At 40.5% G+C, this 21,256-nt stretch carries 21 protein-coding genes and 1 other annotated feature (1 of these 22 only partly in view); of the genes, 1 reads left to right on the top strand and 20 read right to left on the bottom strand.

What is annotated here, in order from left to right; genetic code table 11:
• Positions 1-115 precede the first annotated feature (115 nt).
• Entirely contained in the window at positions 116-1,552 is a 1,437-nt protein-coding gene (locus tag FZC41_RS01475; RefSeq protein ID WP_148565601.1) for an MATE family efflux transporter, read from the bottom strand.
• A 142-nt stretch (positions 1,553-1,694) separates the two neighbouring features.
• Here FZC41_RS01475 and FZC41_RS01470 point away from each other — a divergent pair, with 142 nt between their 5' ends.
• Positions 1,695-2,474: a MerR family DNA-binding transcriptional regulator gene (locus FZC41_RS01470; protein WP_170253797.1), complete on the top strand. Its 780-nt coding sequence runs from the start codon at positions 1,695-1,697 to the stop codon at positions 2,472-2,474.
• Positions 2,475-2,655: 181 nt separating this feature from the next.
• Here FZC41_RS01470 and FZC41_RS01465 read toward each other — a convergent pair whose 3' ends face one another.
• The 19 genes from FZC41_RS01465 to alaS all read right to left on the bottom strand — a co-directional run bounded on the left by FZC41_RS01465 (position 2,656) and on the right by alaS (position 21,073).
• Positions 2,656-3,336, bottom strand: a complete 681-nt coding sequence (locus tag FZC41_RS01465) for a M48 family metallopeptidase (protein ID WP_148565599.1) — start codon at positions 3,334-3,336, stop codon at positions 2,656-2,658.
• A 22-nt stretch (positions 3,337-3,358) separates the two neighbouring features.
• On the bottom strand, positions 3,359-6,877 hold the full coding sequence (locus tag FZC41_RS01460; protein WP_148565598.1) for an AAA family ATPase: 3,519 nt from the start codon (positions 6,875-6,877) through the stop codon (positions 3,359-3,361).
• A complete protein-coding gene (locus tag FZC41_RS01455; RefSeq protein ID WP_148565597.1) occupies positions 6,874-8,094 on the bottom strand; it encodes an exonuclease SbcCD subunit D in 1,221 nt (406 codons plus the stop codon). The genes FZC41_RS01460 and FZC41_RS01455 overlap by 4 nt, the downstream gene beginning before the upstream one ends.
• A 139-nt stretch (positions 8,095-8,233) precedes the next feature.
• Positions 8,234-8,635 carry a hypothetical protein gene (locus FZC41_RS01450; protein WP_148565596.1) on the bottom strand — a complete coding sequence of 134 codons (402 nt, stop codon included), beginning with the start codon at positions 8,633-8,635 and terminating at the stop codon, positions 8,234-8,236.
• Between the two features lie 39 nt (positions 8,636-8,674).
• A complete protein-coding gene (gene deoD, locus FZC41_RS01445; RefSeq protein ID WP_148565595.1) occupies positions 8,675-9,412 on the bottom strand; it encodes a purine-nucleoside phosphorylase in 738 nt (245 codons plus the stop codon).
• 145 nt (positions 9,413-9,557) lie between these two features.
• Positions 9,558-10,784: a peptidase U32 family protein gene (locus FZC41_RS01440; protein WP_148565594.1), complete on the bottom strand. Its 1,227-nt coding sequence runs from the start codon at positions 10,782-10,784 to the stop codon at positions 9,558-9,560.
• Positions 10,781-11,455, bottom strand: a complete 675-nt coding sequence (locus FZC41_RS01435; RefSeq protein WP_148565593.1) for an O-methyltransferase — start codon at positions 11,453-11,455, stop codon at positions 10,781-10,783. The genes FZC41_RS01440 and FZC41_RS01435 overlap by 4 nt, the downstream gene beginning before the upstream one ends.
• A 21-nt stretch (positions 11,456-11,476) precedes the next feature.
• Complete coding sequence (mltG, locus tag FZC41_RS01430) at positions 11,477-12,577, bottom strand: endolytic transglycosylase MltG (protein ID WP_148565592.1); 1,101 nt, start codon at positions 12,575-12,577, stop codon at positions 11,477-11,479.
• A 114-nt stretch (positions 12,578-12,691) separates the two neighbouring features.
• Positions 12,692-13,051, bottom strand: a complete 360-nt coding sequence (locus FZC41_RS01425) for a YlbF/YmcA family competence regulator (RefSeq protein WP_148565591.1) — start codon at positions 13,049-13,051, stop codon at positions 12,692-12,694.
• Between the two features lie 24 nt (positions 13,052-13,075).
• Positions 13,076-14,794, bottom strand: coding sequence for a ribonuclease J (locus FZC41_RS01420; RefSeq protein WP_279235164.1), 1,719 nt, complete (start codon positions 14,792-14,794; stop codon positions 13,076-13,078).
• A gap of 13 nt (positions 14,795-14,807) precedes the next feature.
• Entirely contained in the window at positions 14,808-15,266 is a 459-nt protein-coding gene (locus FZC41_RS01415) for a Fur family transcriptional regulator (RefSeq protein WP_148565589.1), read from the bottom strand.
• Positions 15,267-15,271: 5 nt separating this feature from the next.
• The gene (locus FZC41_RS01410; protein ID WP_148565588.1) at positions 15,272-15,460 is read right to left on the bottom strand and encodes a hypothetical protein; all 189 of its coding nucleotides are present in this window, start codon (positions 15,458-15,460) and stop codon (positions 15,272-15,274) included.
• Entirely contained in the window at positions 15,433-15,612 is a 180-nt protein-coding gene (locus FZC41_RS01405) for a PDDEXK family nuclease (protein ID WP_148565587.1), read from the bottom strand. Before FZC41_RS01405 ends, FZC41_RS01410 begins: the two co-directional genes overlap by 28 nt.
• 59 nt (positions 15,613-15,671) lie before the next feature.
• A complete protein-coding gene (locus FZC41_RS01400) occupies positions 15,672-15,974 on the bottom strand; it encodes a DUF1292 domain-containing protein (protein WP_243136623.1) in 303 nt (100 codons plus the stop codon).
• A 2-nt stretch (positions 15,975-15,976) separates the two neighbouring features.
• The gene (locus tag FZC41_RS17170; RefSeq protein ID WP_170253795.1) at positions 15,977-16,450 is read right to left on the bottom strand and encodes a DUF1292 domain-containing protein; all 474 of its coding nucleotides are present in this window, start codon (positions 16,448-16,450) and stop codon (positions 15,977-15,979) included.
• Between the two features lie 85 nt (positions 16,451-16,535).
• Positions 16,536-16,952, bottom strand: a complete 417-nt coding sequence (gene ruvX / locus FZC41_RS01390; RefSeq protein ID WP_148565586.1) for a Holliday junction resolvase RuvX — start codon at positions 16,950-16,952, stop codon at positions 16,536-16,538.
• Between the two features lie 30 nt (positions 16,953-16,982).
• A complete protein-coding gene (locus tag FZC41_RS01385; RefSeq protein ID WP_148565585.1) occupies positions 16,983-17,927 on the bottom strand; it encodes an aldo/keto reductase in 945 nt (314 codons plus the stop codon).
• Between the two features lie 141 nt (positions 17,928-18,068).
• A complete protein-coding gene (locus tag FZC41_RS01380) occupies positions 18,069-18,335 on the bottom strand; it encodes an IreB family regulatory phosphoprotein (RefSeq protein ID WP_475638839.1) in 267 nt (88 codons plus the stop codon).
• 98 nt (positions 18,336-18,433) lie between these two features.
• Positions 18,434-21,073, bottom strand: a complete 2,640-nt coding sequence (alaS, locus tag FZC41_RS01375; RefSeq protein WP_148565584.1) for an alanine--tRNA ligase — start codon at positions 21,071-21,073, stop codon at positions 18,434-18,436.
• 74 nt (positions 21,074-21,147) lie between these two features.
• Positions 21,148-21,256: a binding site (T-box leader), on the bottom strand; it runs 118 nt beyond the window's last position.

The raw sequence follows: 21,256 nt of genomic DNA, 5'->3' as shown, positions 1-21,256 counted from the left end.
AAACAGCTCAAAAAAGAAGTCCTGGAGACAACAGTAATATCATTGTCTCCAGGACTTCTTTTGGTCAACAACTTCATCACGCTGTTAAAGCGTGATGAGAAGTTATCGATAGGATTTATTCTGGTGTTAAAACCTGTTCTTTTCTATTAAATATTTCGTGTGTTTCTGCTTTGGGAGCTACCGCAAATATTTTTTTCCACTGCATCTTAAGAATAACAGCGGCGAGGACAAATGCCAATCCATCAGCAACTGGTCCTGCCCATAATGCTCCGTCAACGCCTATGAAAACCGGCAGAATCAGTGTTGCTGGAATGATAAATACAATTTGTCGGGATACCGACACTAGCGTTGCCTGCACTGGCTTTCCAATTGCCTGGAAGAATATTCCGGTACACATCTGGAATCCATTTAAAATACAGAACAGCAAGAAAATACGCAGGCACTTGACCGCAAATTCGGTATACAGTTCAGATTCTGTACCAAATATGCTGAGAATTGCATTTGGCAAGCACTGGAAGCCAATAAATGCTAGTCCCATACAGATTGTAGCCGCCACCACAATAATCTTAAATGTTTTTTTCGTTCGTTCCATGTTTCCAGCCCCGTAATTATAGCCGAGAATCGGTTGAGCCCCGGTGGCAATACCGAGAACAATTGCCATAATCATCTGATTGACCTTCATCGTAATTCCCATCGTGGTGATCGGAATATCCGCCCCATATACTGACATGGCACCGTACTTAACCATCACATTATTACTGATTGCAATCATCGCAACGACAGCAATCTGTGTAATAAAACTGGAAATGCCAAGACTGCATACTTTTATGATAATCCCGCTTTTTAACTTGAAATATGCTTTTTGAACATTGATACTTTTGAATTTTCTTAAATACAGCAAATAATAGCCACTGTTTAAAATCTGTCCAATAATCGTTGCCAGGGCTGAACCAGCCACTCCCCAGTGCAATCCAAAAATGAAAATAGGATTGAGAATGATATTGACGATGCACCCCATGATCATTCCCATCATGGAATACCGGGGGCTTCCATCGGCACGGATAATACCGCTTAATGCACAGTTAATAACTGAAAATGGAAAGCCAATGATGATGATCTTTCCATAATCCAGTGCATAAGGCAGGATATTTTCTGTTGCGCCAAACAAGTGACAGAGTGGTTCAAGCAGAACGATTGAAAAGACAGCCAGAACGATGCCTAAAATTATCGAAAGGGTAATGGCATTACCAACCCCTTTTGCCGCCGCTTCTTTGTCACCTTTTCCAAGGTGAAGGCTCAAGTATGCCGCACACCCATCACCAACAAGAAGTCCTAATGCAATGACCACCATCGTAAGGGGTAAAATAACATTTGTTGCACCATTTCCCAGAAAACCGACGCCTCTTCCTATAAATATCTGATCAACGATATTATAAAGAGCATTCACTACAAGCGCAATGATACTCGGTACCGAAAACTTGATCAGCAATTTCCCAATTGGCTCATAGCCAAGTGGATTTTCTTTGTTTTTAGTCGTTAATGTTTCGTTCATATTATCTCCTAAATATGTTAATCTTTTTTGTATCATTTGGCACCGATTTATCGATAGCAACTTTTCGCTGGATGTTTAATGCCTACCTTGATATACTATAAACTATCCCATTATAGGAGAGTCAATAGAAAAGGTGATGAAAATGAAAAAATATTTAACCATCGGTCAAGTGGCCAAGATAAAAAAAGTTGGGATAAAATCTCTGCGATACTATGAAAAAATCGGTGTTTTAATTCCGGCATATACAAACCCAGACACAAACTATCGTTATTACTCCCTTGATCAGCTGCTGGTTCTTGACACAATTCTTCTCTGTATTGAGCTGGGAATCCCCCTTAAAAATATGAACAACTATACCAATGCTGATGACCAGTTTCAAATTAAGCTTCTCCTCGAGGATGGAAAAAAAATCGCTTCCAAAAAAATCAAGAGCCTTGAGCAGGGACTTTCGAAAATCGAATTAAACTTGAGTCACATCAATGAAAGTGCTGCCTATCAGGAGAAAAAGGGGCTTTATACCAAACACATCCAGCAACGATACATGCTTCGAACGCCCTCTAAACCGAAATTATCTCCGATCGAATACCAATCTAAATTGTCGGAGCTCTTTTCTTTAGCTCAGGAAAAAGACGTCTATGCCACTTTTCCTCACGGTACTATTGAAGATTATAAAGATGGCCAAGTCACAAACTATACTTTTCTTGAGACCGTAAAGCCTGAATTTGAAACAGCTCTTATCCGTATCATTCCGGAAGGAGATTATCTTTGTTTTCAGCAATTAGTAGCGACGTATCCTGATACACAAGGGGTTTTCAAGAACATTTTTCAAGCTCGGGAGGAAGTAACCATCATCATCAGCAGCGTATCCGTTACTACGTTCAGCTATGATCGATTGTTTATGGAATTTCAAACCCTGATCTAGCCGCAATCAATAACTGCTCCCGGCGAAATAGCAATCCCGCGATTGATTATTTAAACGCACTTGCCAACCATGTGCCGGTTCAAGAACTTGTTTTGCGGTATGCGGCAATATAAAAAAGCATAATAATACAAAGCCTCTTATTTAATGATTATTGTCATCATAAAATAAGAGGCTTTAATTTTTATTCCCAGTTCTGTACACTTAACGTTTTCTGCAGCTTTTTCAATTTTTCTTTTTCCTGTTGGTAATCTGGCAGGACTTGTTCCACAATCTTCCAGAAATTTCGAGAGTGATTCATTTCAATCAGATGTGCCAGCTCATGAACCACTACATAACGAACCGTGTCTTCCTCTGCCATGACCAAATACCAGGAGAAATTCAGACTCCCTTTGCTTGAGCAGGAGCCCCACCGCGTTTTCGCCCCGTTAATTTTAACCGCCTGCGGTTTTAATCCCATCTGGGCGCTGAATTTGTTCACCTGGTGATCAAGCACCTTTTTTGCAAGCCCACGATAAATTTTAACCATATCGCTTTTTAATTCTGCCGGCATTAAATGTGCGTATGCATAAAAGCGTTGTCCGTCAAAGCCTGACCTTGCCGCTTCAACCGGCATGAGAGGATATGATTTTCCCAGGAATAACAGGTCATTTTCAAAATTCAATTGAAAAGTTTCCCGCTTTTTAACCTTTTCCCGTACCGCACCGTAATGCTCATCAACCCAGTCTTGATGTTCTTGCACAAAACTTTCAATGATTTTTTTCGAGGTTCCAATAGGTGCCCTTACTTCGATGGCAGCTGTTTTTGTAATCATCAATCCCAATGTTTTTCGCCTGGAATATTTAATGATATAGTCTGTTGTCATGTCTTAACCTTTCTTGCAATTCTTATCGTTCAATACGCACGTGGCTTCCACCAACGCCGGCTTCTCCCGGCGTAACCAGAAGTTTCACCGGCATCCGATTCTTGATCGATTCCACATGGCTGATGATTCCCACCTTCAAATTTTCATTATGGAGCATTTCAATGGAATTCATAACCACCTCAAGGGCATCTTCATGCAGCGAGCCGAATCCTTCATCCAGAAAGAAAAATTCCAGGGGTGCCCGTCCTTTTAGCTGGATTTCTGCAGACAAAGCCAGCGCCAGTGCCAGCGATGCCAAAAATGTTTCCCCCCCTGATAGTGTTGACGGATCTCGTGGCGCCCCGCCGTTTTTATTGTCTCTAATGATGAACCGTCCATTATCATCCGCTTCCAGCCCGTAATTGCCATTGCTGATTTCCAAAAGCCGTTTGGATGCCTCAATGGATATGTACTGAAGCCGGGCCACTGCCATGAATTCAACAAATTTCTTGCCTGAAAAGAGCTTTTCCAAATCAGTGATCAGAGCTAGCTGATGATCAATTTTTTTCTTGCCTTCCAGGAATCCCTGAAGTTCCTTTAAACGGCTATCCAGACTTTCGAGCTCGGCCTGAAGTTGGGTTTCCCTTTTTTTCAGGATCTCTAATTGGTTTTTAATTCGTTTATAATTATTGTTAGTCGACTCGTATGCCTCAGCGTCAATGAGGTTTCCATTGATTTTTTTATTTAATCCCTCAATGGTCCCTTTCACTTTCACACAATCTTCACGATATTTTTTGATAATCGCCTGTTCGTTTTTCATGGTTTCCGGCATCAGATAGGCATTAATTAGCGCTGCCACATCCTTAAACCCTAAAATGGTCAATTGCTTATCCATCGATTTCTTGACAGTTTCATTTTGTTTTTCCAGGGTTTCCAGTTTAACGGTCAGTGCGCTAACGCTTTCCTTAACGATTTCATAAGTCTTTTGAATTTTCCCTGATTTTTTCTTCAGTTCACTCCAGGCAGTATTGATCCGGTTGATTTCATCTTTGAATTTTTTCTGGCAGCTGAGAAGTTCCGGGACTGCATCCGCGCCGACTTTATCGATGATCGCTGTTCTCTTTTCTTCCCGCTGTTTTTTCTTTTCATCACAAGCGGCCATCGACTCCCGCATTTGAATTTTCAGAGCACTGCATTTTTCATTCAGGCCATCTTTTTCGTTCTGATCCGTCTCCAGCGCTTTCCGCAGATTCTTCAGTTTAATAAGAATTTCATTCTGACGCATCGTCATCTTTGTCAGTCTCGTATTTTCACTGAAAAAATCGGTGACCGCTGTTTTGGTCTGAAGTTTTTCCAAATCAGCTTTTAGCGCTTTCCATTCCTCTTTTTTCTGTCTGCTCTCTGCTGCATATTCTTCGGTCTGACCCTCCAGCGATTTTATTTCCGCTGTTTTCTCTTTCAGATCTCCGATAATTACCAGTAATTCCTGGTTCTGTAGATTCTTCTGATTTTCGGCTTCTATTTTTAATAATTCCCAGGTTTCCCGCTCCATCGTCGCTTTTCTTAGTTGCTCTTTTAGTTCTCCCGGATTCTGAAGCATTATCTTCTTTTCTTTTACAATGGTATTGAGTTCTTCTTTTTGGGTTTCTTTTGTGTGAAGATTATTGGTTTCTGCAGAAAGTCTTCCTCTCGACTGGGATATTTCTTCTGTAAATTGGCTCAATTCTTTTTCCTTGTGAGCTAGTTCTTCTTCCAGCTTTTGGATTTTCTCGCTTAAATCTTTTCCCTGCTCATCCGAAAACTTCAAGGGATGGTTTTTAGATCCGCAAACCGGACAAGGTTCGCCTGAAGCCAATTGATTTCGAAGCTCCCGACCGATGTTTTCATTTTCTAGTTGCCGCAAGCTTTTTTTTACCGACTCGCAAATTTTTGACAACTTATCCTTCACTTTGTTTTTGGCTTCAATTTCGACTCCCAGACATTTTGTTTCAGACTGCAGCATCTGGATGTTTTCAGACAATGTTTGATTCCTTGTCCACAGACTTTCAATTTCCCTTATTTCTTCTCCCAATTTCTGTAGTTCGCCCCTGGTGGATGGTTGAACTTCGATCAGATTATTTAGCTGATCCTGATATTTTTTTATTGTTATTTCAAGTGCTTCTTTTTTTACTTTCAGCACGTCGCCGGCACCGACAAGCTTTTGAATCAGGCTTCTGTTGTGGCTTATCCGTTCATCCTTTTGGTTAAATTCGTCTTTTAGTTTTTCTGCTCTTTCGGCGTCTTTTACCCCTTTATTAATGATGTCTCGATATGATGCATCGACACGAAGTGATATTTCTTCCGTCTCATTTTCAGAAAGTATTTTTTTCTTTTCAACTAAACTTTCCTGGATCTCGCTAATCTCTTTTTTGTAATCTTCGTATTGGAGGAAACATTGGTTGTTGGTGTTCTTAATTTGTTTTATTTGTTCATCCAGTAACTTTTGCTGTTGTTCTAAAAGAATGGCATCTTCCACTTTTGAAAGCTGATTCTGGTATTGAAAAAGTTTGTTGTTTTTTTCTTCATCGATGGCTTTCCAATCTTTTTCAACCGTCTCTTTTTCACAAAAGAGTTTCATCCGTTCTTCTTCGCTGACTTTTAACTGTGCATCCACTTCAGTGATTTGATTCATCAGGATTTCCATATCCGATATTGTCATCCGGATGGACTCGGCCTTTTTTCCCTGATCCAGTCTTCTTTCTTTTTCTTCAATTTCTGTCTTGCTGTCCTGCAATCCCTTTTCGGCTTCCAGCGCAGCATTCAATTCCTGTTGAAATGCCCACAGTCTTTCTGCTTCATCCCGTTCTTTCTCTATTGTTTTAAATATCTCAAGTTCTTTTTCCAACGCCTGACGATTTGTATCATACTCAGCCTTTTTTTGATTTTGCACTTCCCCAGAAACGCCTTCATAGACACTGATTCGTCCTTCCACCTGATGAAGATTCTCGGTTTCTTGGCTCTTTTCAATTTTCAAGCGATCGGTCAGATTATCTCCGTATTTCGACAAATTAAATAGCCGTTCCAGCATTTCCCGTCGCGGTCTTCCTTCCAGTTTCAGAAAATCACTGAATTTTCCCTGGGGCAATACCACGGTTCTCGTGAAATCCGTGAGGTTCAGTCCGATGATCTCTTCACATTGTTTTGTCACCTCTGTGGGCTTGTCTGCCAGAATTTCCGGCGCTTCCAGGAACAGCTCCACCAGCTGACATTTCCCCTGATTGATGCCCCCTTCTTTGCTTCGTACAAATTCTCGGCTGACGCGGTAGTTTTTAAGTTTCTGTCCCGAGATAGTGAACTCAAACACGACACTTCCTTTTTCTTCATTCACATTAATGTAATTGCTGCTATTTCGGGATATTTTTCCATAAAGTGCCAGCGTAATTCCATCCAGTATCGTTGATTTACCACTGCCGGTAGGTCCAAAGATGCCAAACAAACCGCTCTGAGTCAGGGTTTCAAAATCAATGGTCTGTTCTTCCAGAAAGCTGTTGATGCCTTTTATTTTTAGCGAAACCGGTCTCATCGGTTTTCCTCCTCTTCAAATAGTGACAGCACCAGGTCCAAGACCTCTTCATCCGCTTCAGCGCCCCGTTCCCTGCGATAGAATTCTTTAAACACATCGCCGAAGGACTGATCCGTTAATTTTTCCAATCGCGCTTCGGTAAAAATGGTGGTCAGCTTTGGAATGACTTCCAGAATATCAGCCTTGTATTCTTTCATCTTTTTTATCTCATCCTCGCGAATGTATCGGTCGGTTTCAATCTCCAGATAGACCCAACAGGATCGCTCCCCATTTTCACAGCATTTTTTTATCGCTGCTTCGATGCTTTGACATTGCCATACTTCGATGGGTTTATATACTTTTAAATTGATCTCCCTAATCTCATTCTTGATGGTGATTTCATTTTCAACTTCAAGCTCTACCACCATGCATTTTTTTCCATAGGCAATCTCCCGGCGATTGAAGTGGAGGGGCGAACCGGCGTAGTACCCGCGTTTCCCGGTGCCAGGAACCGCCTGGGGTTTATGGATGTGTCCCAATGCGATATAATGGGTATTTTCAGGGAAGCAATTTCCATCCACGATATAAGTGCCCCCCAGCTGAATGCTTCGTTCCGAGCCGCTTTCCACGCTGTTCATTGCAAAAATATGCGAAACAACCAAATTGATCGTATCTTTTCTAAAATGGGTTTGAAGCTGATTGAAATATGAAAAAATCCGATCACCATATGACTTTTTATTCGCTTCATCATCAGAAGCCACATCATAGAGAACTTCGTTAAGCCGTTTTTCACTGGGATAAGGCAATAATAAAACAACCGCTTTTTCTCCGTTTATTTCAATTTCAACAAAACCTTCCCCGGAATCAACCACCCGGTGTTTTCCATAGGCACCTTTTTCAATGATGGTTTTGGGGAGTCCTGCCATCAAAATCCCGTGATCTCTGGCCAGCGGACCAGGCGCTTCAAGCCGTTGGGGATTATCATGATTCCCGGCGATGACAACCGTCATTCTTTCGCCATTTTTTGACAGGCGCTTAAGCGTCTCGTAAAACATCTGCTCAGCCCGTGCCGGCGGGTTATAGCTGTCATATACATCTCCGGCCAGGATGATCAAATCAATGTTCTCTTTTTCGACAATTTCCACGAAGTCATTAAGAAAGCATTGCTGCTCATCCATCCGACTATGCCCTTCTATATTTTTTCCCAGATGCCAATCGGCGGTATGCAATATTTTCATAAGCTGCTCCCTATTTATTGTTCCTTTTTTTATCATTATCCCACAGAATAATTAGCTTGTATAGATCTGAAAAAGCTCCGGCAAATGCCGAAGCTTCAGATTATCTTTTACGATTGATCACGCGATATTATGGATTCTTTTATTTAATGGCATCCACGGCTTCTAATAAGTCAGAAATGGAACCGTACCAATTTTTGATCATGTGACGCATAATACCCACCTGTTCAGATTTTGCCATGAGTCCCAGAATCGGAATTTTGCTTCCGTAAGCTGTTCCGACTTCGGCCCAGGCATCGCATCCTGATGCCCCCAGATAAATGATTAAATCCGCACTGGTCACTGACGAAATGCAGAATTCAAAAACGCGTTCTCCCTCAGCAGACTCAATAAAGTGAACAAGCTCCTTTTGAGATAAAAAAGCTTCTTCCGGCCGTCCTTCCCGGAGCCAGGATAAAATCGTGTGTCCCCGACTTTCTAACAGGTCAGTTAACATTTCAACAGCATGCTGATGTTTCCATGAAGCGGCTATATATATTCTCATACTTCCTCCAATTAATAAATTTTTCTAATAATAATTCAATTATACGCTTCCGTTTTCAACTTCACAAGCACTTGCGGCATCTAAACCAATCGCCATCATTCGCGTAAATGATTTTTCCCGCTCCTTTGGACTGGTTTCCTCATGGGTAATGAGATTGTCACTGATGGTTAGCAGACTCGTGGCCTTTTTGCCGGTGAAATTGGCATTATGGAAAAGCGCAAAACTCTCCATTTCCACACAAATACAGGTCCGTTCAGCATAAATTGCTTGGGGAACCTCCATTTCCGGTGCACAATAAAAAACATCTGAAGAATAAATTCGACCTTTATTCAGAGCATATCCCCGGTTTTCAGCCGCCTCTTCAACCGCTGCATTCAGTTCTTTATCCGAATACAAAACGGATGCCTCGCATCCGTTTTGTACCTTTGCATAGGTGGATTGACTCCAGGCACTTTCGGCCAGCACCAAATCATAGACATTTAGATCTTTAATATAGGAACCGGCGCTTCCAATGCGAATAATCCTGTCAACATCATAGTAGTGAAAAAGCTCATAGGAATAGATACCGATAGATGGCATCCCCATCCCGGAGCCCATTACACTGATTTTCTGGCCCTGATAAAATCCGGTGTATCCAAACATATTTCGCACCGTGTTAAACTGAAATGAATGATCTAAAAACGTTTCGGCAATATATTTTGCCCTCAAGGGATCTCCGGGCATTAAAACCGTTTTTGCAATATCGCCAATTTTTGCTTCATTATGTGTTGTTGCCATGATTCTCCTCCGATAACTTTTTTAATTGTTTCAGTATAAGACAAGCTTTGTCTGTCGTCAATCTCAGTCCTATTAAATAGCTTTCAAAATTAAAAACCGCCCATATCTTCAAGAAGAACATGCAGCGGTTTAAAATTTGTCAGAATCAAAGTTCTTTTTTTCTTAAGATATCCATCGGGCTTACCGGTTTATCCATTTTCAGGCGATAAACCATTTTAGCATGCGGCGTTGAATCAATAGCTTCACCAGACTGATCCACCATCAGATCGGCCTTTTGTTTAAAATATCCTTTTCCCGGAATCATGACTTCAATCTCATCTCCCTGAGAAATCTTGTTGCGCTGTTCAATCAGAGCCATTCCTGTTTTTTCATCATATTCCAATACCAAACCAACAAAATCGTAATTTCTGGTATAACTGCTGGTACCGTAGTTCTGATCCTCAGCGGTTGTTTTTCCGTAAAAAAATCCGGTTGTATAATTGCGATGGCTCACTTTTGTCAGTTCTTCATAATAATCTTTATCGGGTTTCGTTGCTTTCGGATGATCATAATAAAAATCAATTGCACTGCGATAGGCGGATACCACCGTCGCCACATAATAAAGGCTTTTCATTCGCCCCTCTATTTTAAAGCAATCCACGCCCGCGGCTATTAACTGCGGGATCTCATTGATTAGGCACAAATCTTTTGAATTGAAAATAAAAGAGCCGCTTTCGTCTTCTTCAATGCCAAACTCTTCATTTGGCCTTGTTTCTTCAATCAATTTATATTTCCATCGGCAAGGCTGAGCGCAATCCCCTTTGTTTGAGTTCCGGCCTGTCATGTAATGGCTGAGCAGACAGCGACCGGAGTACGATATACACATGGCGCCATGAACAAATGTTTCTATTTCCATCTCCGGGTCGACTTTTTCCCGAATTTCCTTTATTTCATTTATTCCCAGCTCCCTGGCTAAAACCACTCGCTTGGCACCCTGGGCCTGCCAGAATGCCACACTTCGCCAGTTCGTGTTGTTCGCCTGGGTGCTCATTGATATTTTCAACTCCGGTGCGACCTCTTGAATAATTGAAAATACACCGGGATCGGCAACAATCACTTCGTCTATTGACAGCGCTGAGAGCTTTCTGGCATATTCCGGCAGCCCCTCAAGATCTTCATTCTGCGGAATGATGTTGAGGGTTACAAATATTTTTTTCCCCCGGCTATGGACGTACTCAGCGGCTTCCTTTAGGGCAAGATCATCGAAATTATCAGCCTTAGCCCGCAAGCCAAATTTTTTTCCTGCGCAATACACCGCATCCGCACCATAATGAAGAGCATATTTCAGCTTTTCAAAATTTCCTGCTGGTGCTAAAAGTTCCGGTTTTTTCATGGGTTTTCTCCATTCACATCAAGCTCATCTTTCTTCCAGCTAACAGCCAGTCCATCCCCAAGAGGTAAAACACTGGTGATCAGCTGCGGATGATTGGATATGACTTCTAAATATTTTCGCATCCGTTTGACGATGGTTATTTTCCGACGCACCACCAGATCATCTGAAGCAATCATTCCCTTAAACAATACATTATCTGAAACCAGCATTCCTCCTGGTTTTAAGCATCGCAGGCAATGATCGAGGAGATGAATATAATGACCTTTTGCACCATCTAAAAAAATCATATCATAAGTTTTTGTTAATTCTTCCACTTTTTCCTGGGCATCGCCAATCAAAATATTAATCTGCTTTTTTAGCCCCAATGCGCTGATGTTTTCATCCGCCTGAACGATCATTTTCAGACTGCGTTCAATGGTATCTACCTGCCCCTGAGGTCCCATCGCCAGAGCAAAAATGGAGGATGAGTAACCAACCGCTGTGCCGACTTCCAAAACTGATTGTATCTTATTGGCATGAATCAACATTTCAATATGTTTTTGCACTTCTTTATGAATAATGGGGATTTCTTCATTTTCTGCCCGTATTCTAAAATCTTCTATTTCTGGACTGCCTAGAGGGATCAAACCTCTGATGTAGTCTTCAATGTAATCTTGAACAATTTCACTCAATTTAATGCCTTCATTCTTTTTTTAGTTTGTTCCGCCTAGATATGTTTCCACATCGGCTAAATGTTCTTCATAGGTTTCATTAAAATAAATTTTACCAGATGTCATATCTGCTACAAAATATAAATACTTTGTCGTCGCCGGATATAATGCCGCTTCCAGAGAGGTTTTTCCGAAAGAACAGATGGGCCCAAACGGCAATCCCAAATTAATATAAGTATTGTATGGCGATGCAAACTGGGTTTCTTCCGTCGTCAACACCGCCGTCTTTTCGCCCCGGGCATAATCAACGGTAATATCTGATTGCAGCGGCATATTGGCCGCGATGCGATTATAAAAGACACTGGCTACGTTAGCCTTATCTTCAACATACTTTGTTTCCAATTCTACAATCGATGACATGATGACGATCTGATCAACGGTTTTCCCCATTTCTGTCGTTCGGTTTAAATAATCTTGATCATAGACCTCTACGAAACGATCCAGCATTGCGTCAACCACAGCTGATGGATCGGATTCAGGGGTAAAGCTGTAGGTATCAGGGAAAAGATAGCCTTCCAGCGTTCGACTTACGCCATCCTTGGTTTCTAAAGGAATGCTGCTCAAAATCGGATATTTTTTTTGGTACTCTGCCACTTTTTTTGTTTCCGCTATAAACGCATCCCCATCGCAAACATGGTTTTTTTCTAAAATCGCCGCGATTTCTTCAATATTTTCCCCTTCGGGAATCGTCACTGCTGAATCATAAACGTCTCCCGCAACTAACCTTTCCAATATTTGCTCAGCGGGTTCACTGGGGCTGAATGCATAATAGCCCGACTGAATCTGGTCCGTCATATTTTTGTTCTTTGCCAGAACTTCAAAAGCGAGAGCATCCTTAATTAAATGGTCTTTTTCTAAAAGATCTGCGACCTCACTAATCACAGCGCCTTCTTCAATTCGAACATAGACTAAATCCCCATCTCCAACCGGTTTTAATATTTCATTCATAAAATAATTGAAGCTAAACACCGCGGTAGAGGCAAAAACAATCAATAATAAAAGAATAATAGCAATAAATTTTCCTCGTTTTGGGGAGGACGGCTGGCCTGGCAATTTTGATTCGGCTTTCTCTTTCCTTCTCATAATTCACCATCCTTTCATTTAATTTGAAAAACTATAAAAAAGAATATAGGACCTCTGCTGAAAGTGGGTACCTATATTCTCTTGAAATACTTCTATTTAAATAAATATCTAAGCCTAGCAACCCTCTTCAGACTCGAAAAGTCCCATGTCCAAGTCAACGGCTTTGGCAATAATGTCCGTGATATCCTGGAAAATAACGGAAAAATACATTTGCGTTTGGAAAAATTCTGCGATTTCAGGCATTCCCATAATCGTGTTTGCCAGTGCGTTATAAGAGCTGATTTGCTCCTCTGAAATTTCCTGGCCCATCATCTGCATGGACTGAACTTCCATTTGCTTGCGAATATAATCCTTGGTCATTTCAAATTTTTCAGGTTCTTTTTCCAGTTTCTCTTTAGCCGCTAAGAAATTTTTATACTCAGTCGATTCCTTAAGTGCTTTTGCTAAATTATTAGCTTCATCATATACATTCATGCTTCTCTCCTAATTTTTTAAAATCTATACTTCCATTAGAATGGGGAGTATCATTGGCTTTCTTTGTGTCTTTTCATAAAGAAACTTGAATAGCGCTTCTCTAATTACATTTTTTATTGAATTCCAATCGACAATCCCCTTATTTTCACAAGACAACAAGGCTTTTTTCACTTCTTCTCGGGCATCATTAATGAGGTCTTCCGATTCTCTTACATAAACAAACCCTCGCGAAATAATATCCGGTCCTGAAATTGCTTTTCCCTTGTGCATGGTGCAAACTACAATAAAGAGACCATCTTCTGATAAACGCTTTCGGTCGTTAAGGACAATATTACCAATGTCTCCAACCCCAAGACCATCAACTAAAATAGCTTCTGCCTGGGTTTTTCCCACAACCTGAACACTGCGTTTATCAATTTCAAAAATATTGCCATTTTCTCCGATAAACGTATTGTCTTTTTTCATCCCCACATTATGAGCTAATTCCGCATGTTTCATCAGCATCCGACTTTCCCCATGAATAGGCAGAAAATGCTTTGGTTTAACCAACGTAATCATCAGTTTTAATTCTTCCTGTTTTGCATGTCCGGAAACATGAATTTCAGCAAAGCGTCCATAGACAACATCTGATCCTAACTCGACCAATTTATTAATAACTTCTGAAACCATTTTTTCATTTCCCGGTACCGGAGATGCCGAAATAATAACCATATCTCCTTTTTGGATCTTTAAGTGACGATGTTCACCTAATGCCATTCGACCAAGCGCCGCCATGGGTTCTCCCTGGCTTCCCGTTGTGATGATCGCCAATTCTTTTTCTTTATATTTTTTAATATCTTTAAGTTCAATCAGTACATTTGGTGGAACATTTAAATAGCCAAGATCCATCGCTACTTCAGTCACATTTTCCATACTTCTTCCGCAAATAATAACCTTCCGGTTATATTCCACTGCGGCATCGATGATTTGCTGGATTCGATGAACATTTGAAGCAAATGAAGTGACAATGATTCTTCCGGGTGCTCCTCTAAAAAGGTTGTATAGGGTTGGTCCGACGGTACTTTCCGACGGCGTAAATCCTGCCCCTTCGACGTTTGTACTATCCGACATAAGCAGATCGACTCCTTGTGATCCAATTTTAGCAAATCGCTGCAAGTCGATTACTTCGCCTCCGATTGGATGATAGTCAATTTTAAAATCCCCCGTATGAACAACCGTTGCGGCCGGGCATTTGATACAAAGTCCAACTGCATCTGCAATACTATGATTAACCCGAATAAACTCAACGTTAAACTCGCCAACGTCAATACGTTCTTTTGGTTTGACAATAATTCTTTCCGTTTTTGTTAACAATCCATGTTCCTTGAGTTTTTTATCAATCAGTCCCATGGTGAATTTGGTAGCATAAATGGGAATGTTTATTTTTTTCAAAAGATAAACAAGTCCCCCAATATGATCTTCATGGCCATGGGTGATGAAAACCCCTCTTACTTTATCTTTATTCTCCAGAATATAAGTAAAATCTGGTAAGACAATATCGATGCCAAACATTGAATCATCCGGGAACTTCAAGCCACAGTCTACCAGAACAATGTCATCCTTGTATTCGAACACCGTAAGGTTTTTCCCGATTTCACCGAGACCTCCTAATGGTATCAACCTCAGCTTATCTTTGTTCTTTTTAGCCTGAGGCCTTCTTTTCTGTTTCGAACGACTTTCGACTCGTTGGGTCTCCGTTGTTATTATGTTGTTGTTTTCAGTCAAATTTTTCTCCTTTCATAATTTTATAACAATCTGAACAGTATCCGTACACCTTAAGTTCATGATTAATTATAATAAATTCTTTCTTTTCTTCTATTTCTTTTTCGAGAGTTTCCAGGAAATCGTCTTGCATTTCAATAACCTTTCCACATTTCAAACAAATTATGTGATGATGCCAGTGTTTTTCATCCAACTCGCATAATTCATACCGAGCAAAGCCATCATCAAAATTTCTTTTAGTAATGAATCCCATTTCTTCTAATATTTGCACCGTTCGATAAATGGTCGACATTCCTACATCCAGATTGCGCTGTTTAACCCCTTGGAACAATTCTTCAACACTAAAGTGCTGTTGTCCCATGGACAGAAGAACCTCAATAGTCGTAAGACGTTGAGGGGTTACTTTATTTCCTCTTTTTCTGAGTGCATCCACAATTTGAGTTAAATCATTCATGGTATTCACACCTCTTTTACCTTTTCTTCTGATAAAATATTTGCAGGCAATTCTCCGATTATTTCTATGTTTACTCCATCAATATCACAGGAAAGTGCACGGATGTCCATTCCCAGACTATGACATTGACCCAATAAACTCACAAATTTTGGATCCATTATTTTATTTACAGGATCGACTGAATGCCTACCCATCGTCCATTCTTTTCGACAAGAATAAGGGTATAATTCGTCTTTCGATGAGGTGCCGGATTCCATGCCAGCACAACCCGAACACCTGGGTTAAGAAGCTCGCTCATGCGGCCAGTATTTGGCACATGAGCGATGATCGCTTCTTGATTAATCATTATTCCCGCAACAAAACGATTGGGGCGACTGAGGGATACTCCATTAACAAATTGGAAATTTACTCAGTTTTACCTTCGTCGTCATCTTCTTCATCCATCTCATCCATCAGCTCATCGTAAGCTTCTGCAACTAAAGCAAATTCCGCTTCGTCTTCCACTTGCATCAATACTTGGCCCTCTTCATCTTCAGTGATTAAAAAGGCATAAACATCGTCGCTTTCTTCATCTTCAGATAACAATACATATTCTTTGTCTTCAATGTCAAACCGGATAACGACTTCGTAATCTTTTTCATTACCCTCATCATCAATTAAACTGATTGTTTCTTCTTCCATGTCTACTAATGTTACTTTTTCCTTCATTTCTACACCTCTTTTAATTTATTTATTTCTATTAATTCTTCATAAGCTTCTAGAACCAAGGCAAATTCCGCCTCATCTTCCACAGGCATCAGCCCTTCTCCATCTTCCGTTACAAAGAACGGACACACATCTTCATTTTCTGCAAGCAACAGATATTTTTTTTCCTGAACATCAAGGCTTGCAATAATCTCAAAATCCTTTACAACGCCGGTATCATCGGCCAATGATATAACATTGGCCTCATCGTCATGATCATCTATTCCCATAATCTCATCATATTTTGCTTCAATTAACGCTAATTCTGCGTCGTCTTCCACCGGTATTAAACGATCTGCTTTAATAAAGGCGTAAACATCGTCACTTTCTTCATTTTCAGATACCAATACATAGGTTTTATCCTCAATGTCAAAACTGACAACTAACTCAAATTCTTTTTCAACACCCGTTTCATCTACTATTATTACTTTTTCTTCCATATTCATTTCTCTTTCAAGTTTTTTCGCTCATAATCTTATGATTATACCGTTTCAACCTTAAAAAATCCATTATTTTGATTGTTTTTTATTTGACGGGCCGATCCATATAGGATTGTAAAATCATTTGGGCTGCCAACATATCGATATACTCTTTTCGGTTTTCCCGGGATACATTTCCCTCAATCAATATTTTTTCCGACCATGAAGATGTCAATCGTTCATCAATATAAATGATTTCGATATCCAGTCTTTTTTTAATAAACTGACAAAAATTCACTGTTTTTCTTGTTTGAGCAGATTCTGATCCATCCATATTTAGTGGCAAACCAGCGACTACTTTTTTTATTTCATATTTTTCAATAAGCTGACGAAAAGCTTCCAAATCGTCATCTCGTGTCTTTCTCTTTACCGTAGCGACACCTTGTGCTGTAATTTGCAAAGGATCCGTCACCGCAACTCCGATCCGCTTATCCCCAACATCTAATCCTAAAATTCGCTCCATATATTATCCTATCTATTTTATGTATGATTGTTAAATCACCTTGATGCAGAAAAGCTTGCAGTATGTACTGCAATAACAGCAAAGAATACACTTTTCATGATCAATCGCCGCTTTGCCATCAACAATCGTTATTGCCTTGGAACTGCAATGTCTGGCGCATTCTCCGCATCCTTCACACCAATCACTGATATGAATAGCCTTTGAAGATCCGGCAACTGCCAATTCCAATTCTTCAGGAATTGTTTCGCCATTGAATTTCTTTACATCATATAAAACTTCATCAACCGACTGAACGCCAATGGCTATCGCATCCAAATCATCCAAAGCTAAAATAAAATCAAAACAAGCTTGTTTTTGAGCAAGCAAATTACCGCCACCCAAAGGTTTCATGGCATAAATACCTTTGCCCTTCATTTTGGCTTCATGAATAGCTGTTGCCATCTCCTGAGCGGTTCCGTCTTCAATTCCAATTCCGGTTAAATTAATCAGGGGATGAATCACATCCAATTCTGGAAAAAGCGTGGCCCCGATAACCCCTTCTATTCGATGAGTGGAAATGCCAATGGCTCTGACAACTCCGGCCTCTTTAAACTTGATTAACTGTTCAATCGCCTCCCAATGACCTTCGATGGTTAGGCGACTTTCCTGTTCATGAAGCAAATAAAGATCCACATAGTCACGGCCTAATTCTGTCAATGCCCGATGCAGACTTTTTTTTACGCCTTCAGCGGTATAATCATAAGATTTTGTACTAATGACGACATCTCTTTTTAGATCAATTGCCTGTCTGAGGTGATCATAGTTATTATATAAATCTGCGGTATCAAAAAAATCAACGCCATGATCCAACGCAGCCGCAATAATTTCTTTACTTTCTGCCAATGATTTGTTCTTTTGAGTGGGTCCAATGGTCAAACTGCCAAAGCACATCCGAGATACCCTGATTCCGGTATTACCCAATGTATTTTTTTTCATTATCTACCTGTTTCATAATCACGAAGAACTCATTCTCCATATTTCACTGCACTTCGCAAGCCCGCATTGTTTGGCGACTGACTTCGCCGAAATCAAAACAGGACTGCCTCACTTATTGAGACAGCCCTGTTTACTAGCCTACTAAATACTGTTTAAATAACGACGCACAAGCTCTTCAAGCAACTCGTCCCGTTCAATTTTCTGTATGGCATTACGTGCTTCTCTATGACTTGTGATATAGGTCGGATCTCCTGACATGACATAGCCTACAATTTGATTGACGGGGTTATACCCCTTTTCAACTAAAGCTTTATGTACATTTCTCATCACATCATCGATCGTTTGAGACTTTTCGTTATCGACCTCAAACATAATGGTTCCCCGATCAATCACCGTATTTTCTCCCATTGTCATCTGACCTCCTTCACAATCAACTTGCTATCATTTTAACCCAAAGCTAAATAAATTACAAGTTAAATGACATATTTTTTGATATTCTTAACAAATTAATTCAACTGCCCCCGAATACACGTCTCTCCCTTTGAAAGAGATTCTGTCAGCTTTTCTGGAAGTTTTCCCCCAGCTTGCGCCATATCAGGCCTCCCGCCGCCGCCACCGCCGGCAACTGTCGCCACCTCTTTGATGACTTTGCCAGCATGGAAGCCCCGTTTAACAATATCGTTTGTCGCAGTTGCAATAAAGTTAACTTTTCCATCCAGCACACTCCCAAGGAGTACAACACCTGAACCCATGCGATCTTTGAGCAAATCACCGATGGTTCGAAGTTCTTCCATTGGCATTTGTTCAACTTCTGCAATGGTTACCTGAACACCGTTGATGACGATCATTTTCTGATGAATATCCATAATCATATTTCCGGCAAATTTTTGTTTTAAATCATTAATGGTTCGTTCTTTTTGTTTGTTGAGTTCAGCTAACTCACTCACCTTTTCCAGCAGCTGATCGGGATTTGTTTTCATGAGATTTGCAACATCCGTTAGTGTATCGTCCATTTTCTCGACCACTTCCAGGGCATTAAAACCGGTTGCTCCTTCAATACGACGCACGCCGGCAGCAACTCCGCTCTCACTGAGAAGCTTAAATGATCCAATTTTTGCAGAATTGGTAATATGACATCCTCCGCAGAGTTCCGTGCTGAAGTCTCCAACCTTAACGACCCGAACAATTTCTCCGTATTTTTCACCAAAAAGTGCTGTTGCCCCGAAATCTTTGGCTTTATCAATATTCGTTTCGAAAATTGTAACATCGTAGGCTTCTAAAATAGCCGTATTGACAATTTCTTCAACCTGTCGTTTTTCTTCCCTCGTCATCGCCTGAAAATGATTGAAGTCAAATCGCAACCGATCTGGAGATACAAAGGAACCGGCCTGCTCGACGTGATCTCCCAAAACCATTCTTAAGGCCTTTTGCAGTAAATGAGTCGATGTATGGTTTCTCTGAACAGCATCTCTTAATTTTTTATCAACTTCCATGATAACTGTTTCCCCAACTTTGAAGCTTCCTGATTTTACAATTCCAGAGTGAATATGTCGGCTTAGACTTCCCTTTTTACAATCAATCACGTCAATGATTCCAGCTCCATTTTGGATGGTTCCCTGATCCCCAGTTTGTCCCCCGCTTTCACTATAGAAAGAAGTTTGATCCAAAAGAATTAAAACTTTATCGCCTTCATTAGCTGCTTCTACCAATGCACCATTTACATATAAACCGAGAATGGTTCCTTCTGTTACCAAATTATTGTATCCAACAAAAGTATCGACGGCTTCGGATCCCAACTCGTTAAATGGATCATCCGCCCAAACGGCTAAATCACTGTTCTTTCGATCTTGACGGGCCCGTTCCCGTTGAGCCTGCATTTCTTTTTCAAAATCTTCTGCGATAATTGTAAGCCCTCGTTCTTCAACAATTTCCTTTGTTAACTCATAAGGAAAACCATAGGTGTCATAGAGTTTAAATGCCCCGAAACCTGGGAAAACACTTTCTTCCGTTTCAATGACTTTGTCAATTTCTTTATTTAAAAGAGACAATCCCTGATCAATCGTTTCCTTGAATCGTTCTTCTTCAATTTTTATCAATTTTTTAATAAAATCCTGTTTTTCTTTAAGTTCAGGATAAGCCCCTTCAGAAACTCGTATCGCTTCTTTAGCGACATCGAATAAAAACAAATCTTTAATTCCTAACAGCTTGCCATGACGAATCGCCCGACGCAGTAATCGTCTGAGCACATAACCGCGTCCTTCATTTCCGGGCATCACCCCATCGGCAATCATAAAGGTTACACTTCTGACGTGGTCGGTGATGACCCGGATGGATACATCATCATCCGGATTTTCTCCGTATTTTACCCCGGCGATTTTACAAATATAGTTTAGAATATGACCTACTGTATCAACTTCAAAAATATTTTCGACGCCCTGCATAATAACAGCTAATCGTTCCAAGCCCATTCCGGTATCAATATTGGGTTTAGCCAGAGAATTATAATTTCCCGCTTCATCTTTGTCAAATTGAGTAAACACCAAATTCCAGAACTCAACATAACGATCGCAGTCACAACCGACACTGCAAGTGGGACTGTCACAGCCATATTCTTCGCCCCGATCAAAGTAGAGTTCTGAACAGGGGCCACAGGGGCCTAAACCATGTTCCCAGAAATTATCTTCTTTACCTAGTCTTACAATTTTATCTTTGGAAACACCCACAACCTGGGTCCAAATATTATAAGTTTCGTCATCATCCAAGAAAATTGATACCCAAATCTTATCTTCCGGGATTTCCATCACTTCGGTACAGAATTCCCAAGCCCAGGGAATCGCTTCTTTCTTAAAATAATCGCCAAATGAAAAATTCCCCAGCATTTCAAAGAATGTGCCATGTCGCGCTGTTTTTCCAACGTTCTCAATATCCGGTGTCCGAATACACTTCTGACAAGTTGTCACTCTTTTTCTGGGTGGAATTTCATCCCCGGTGAAATAAGGTTTCATGGGAGCCATTCCCGAGTTGATCAACAGCAAACTGTTATCATTAATTGGTACTAACGGGAAGCTCTTTAAACGCAAATGGTCTTTTCCCTCAAAATATTTCAAATATTTTTCTCTAATTTCATTTAATCCCAGTGGTTTCATTTTTTCTCCTTTTCTAATATCTCACCAGCTACTCTGACGATTTTATCGACAAACAAAAAATCCCCTGCAATCATGCAAGGGACGGTTATAATCCGCGGTACCACCCAAATTAGCTACGATAATCTCATAACTCACTTTATTAAATAACGGTTTCCCGACTGAAAATACTCAATGAAATATGAT

It is taken from the genome of Acetobacterium paludosum (genome assembly GCF_008086595.1).
In the GTDB taxonomy this organism is placed as follows: Bacteria; Bacillota; Clostridia; order Eubacteriales; family Eubacteriaceae; genus Acetobacterium; species Acetobacterium paludosum.
This window is presented reverse-complemented; position numbering and strand designations above follow the sequence as displayed.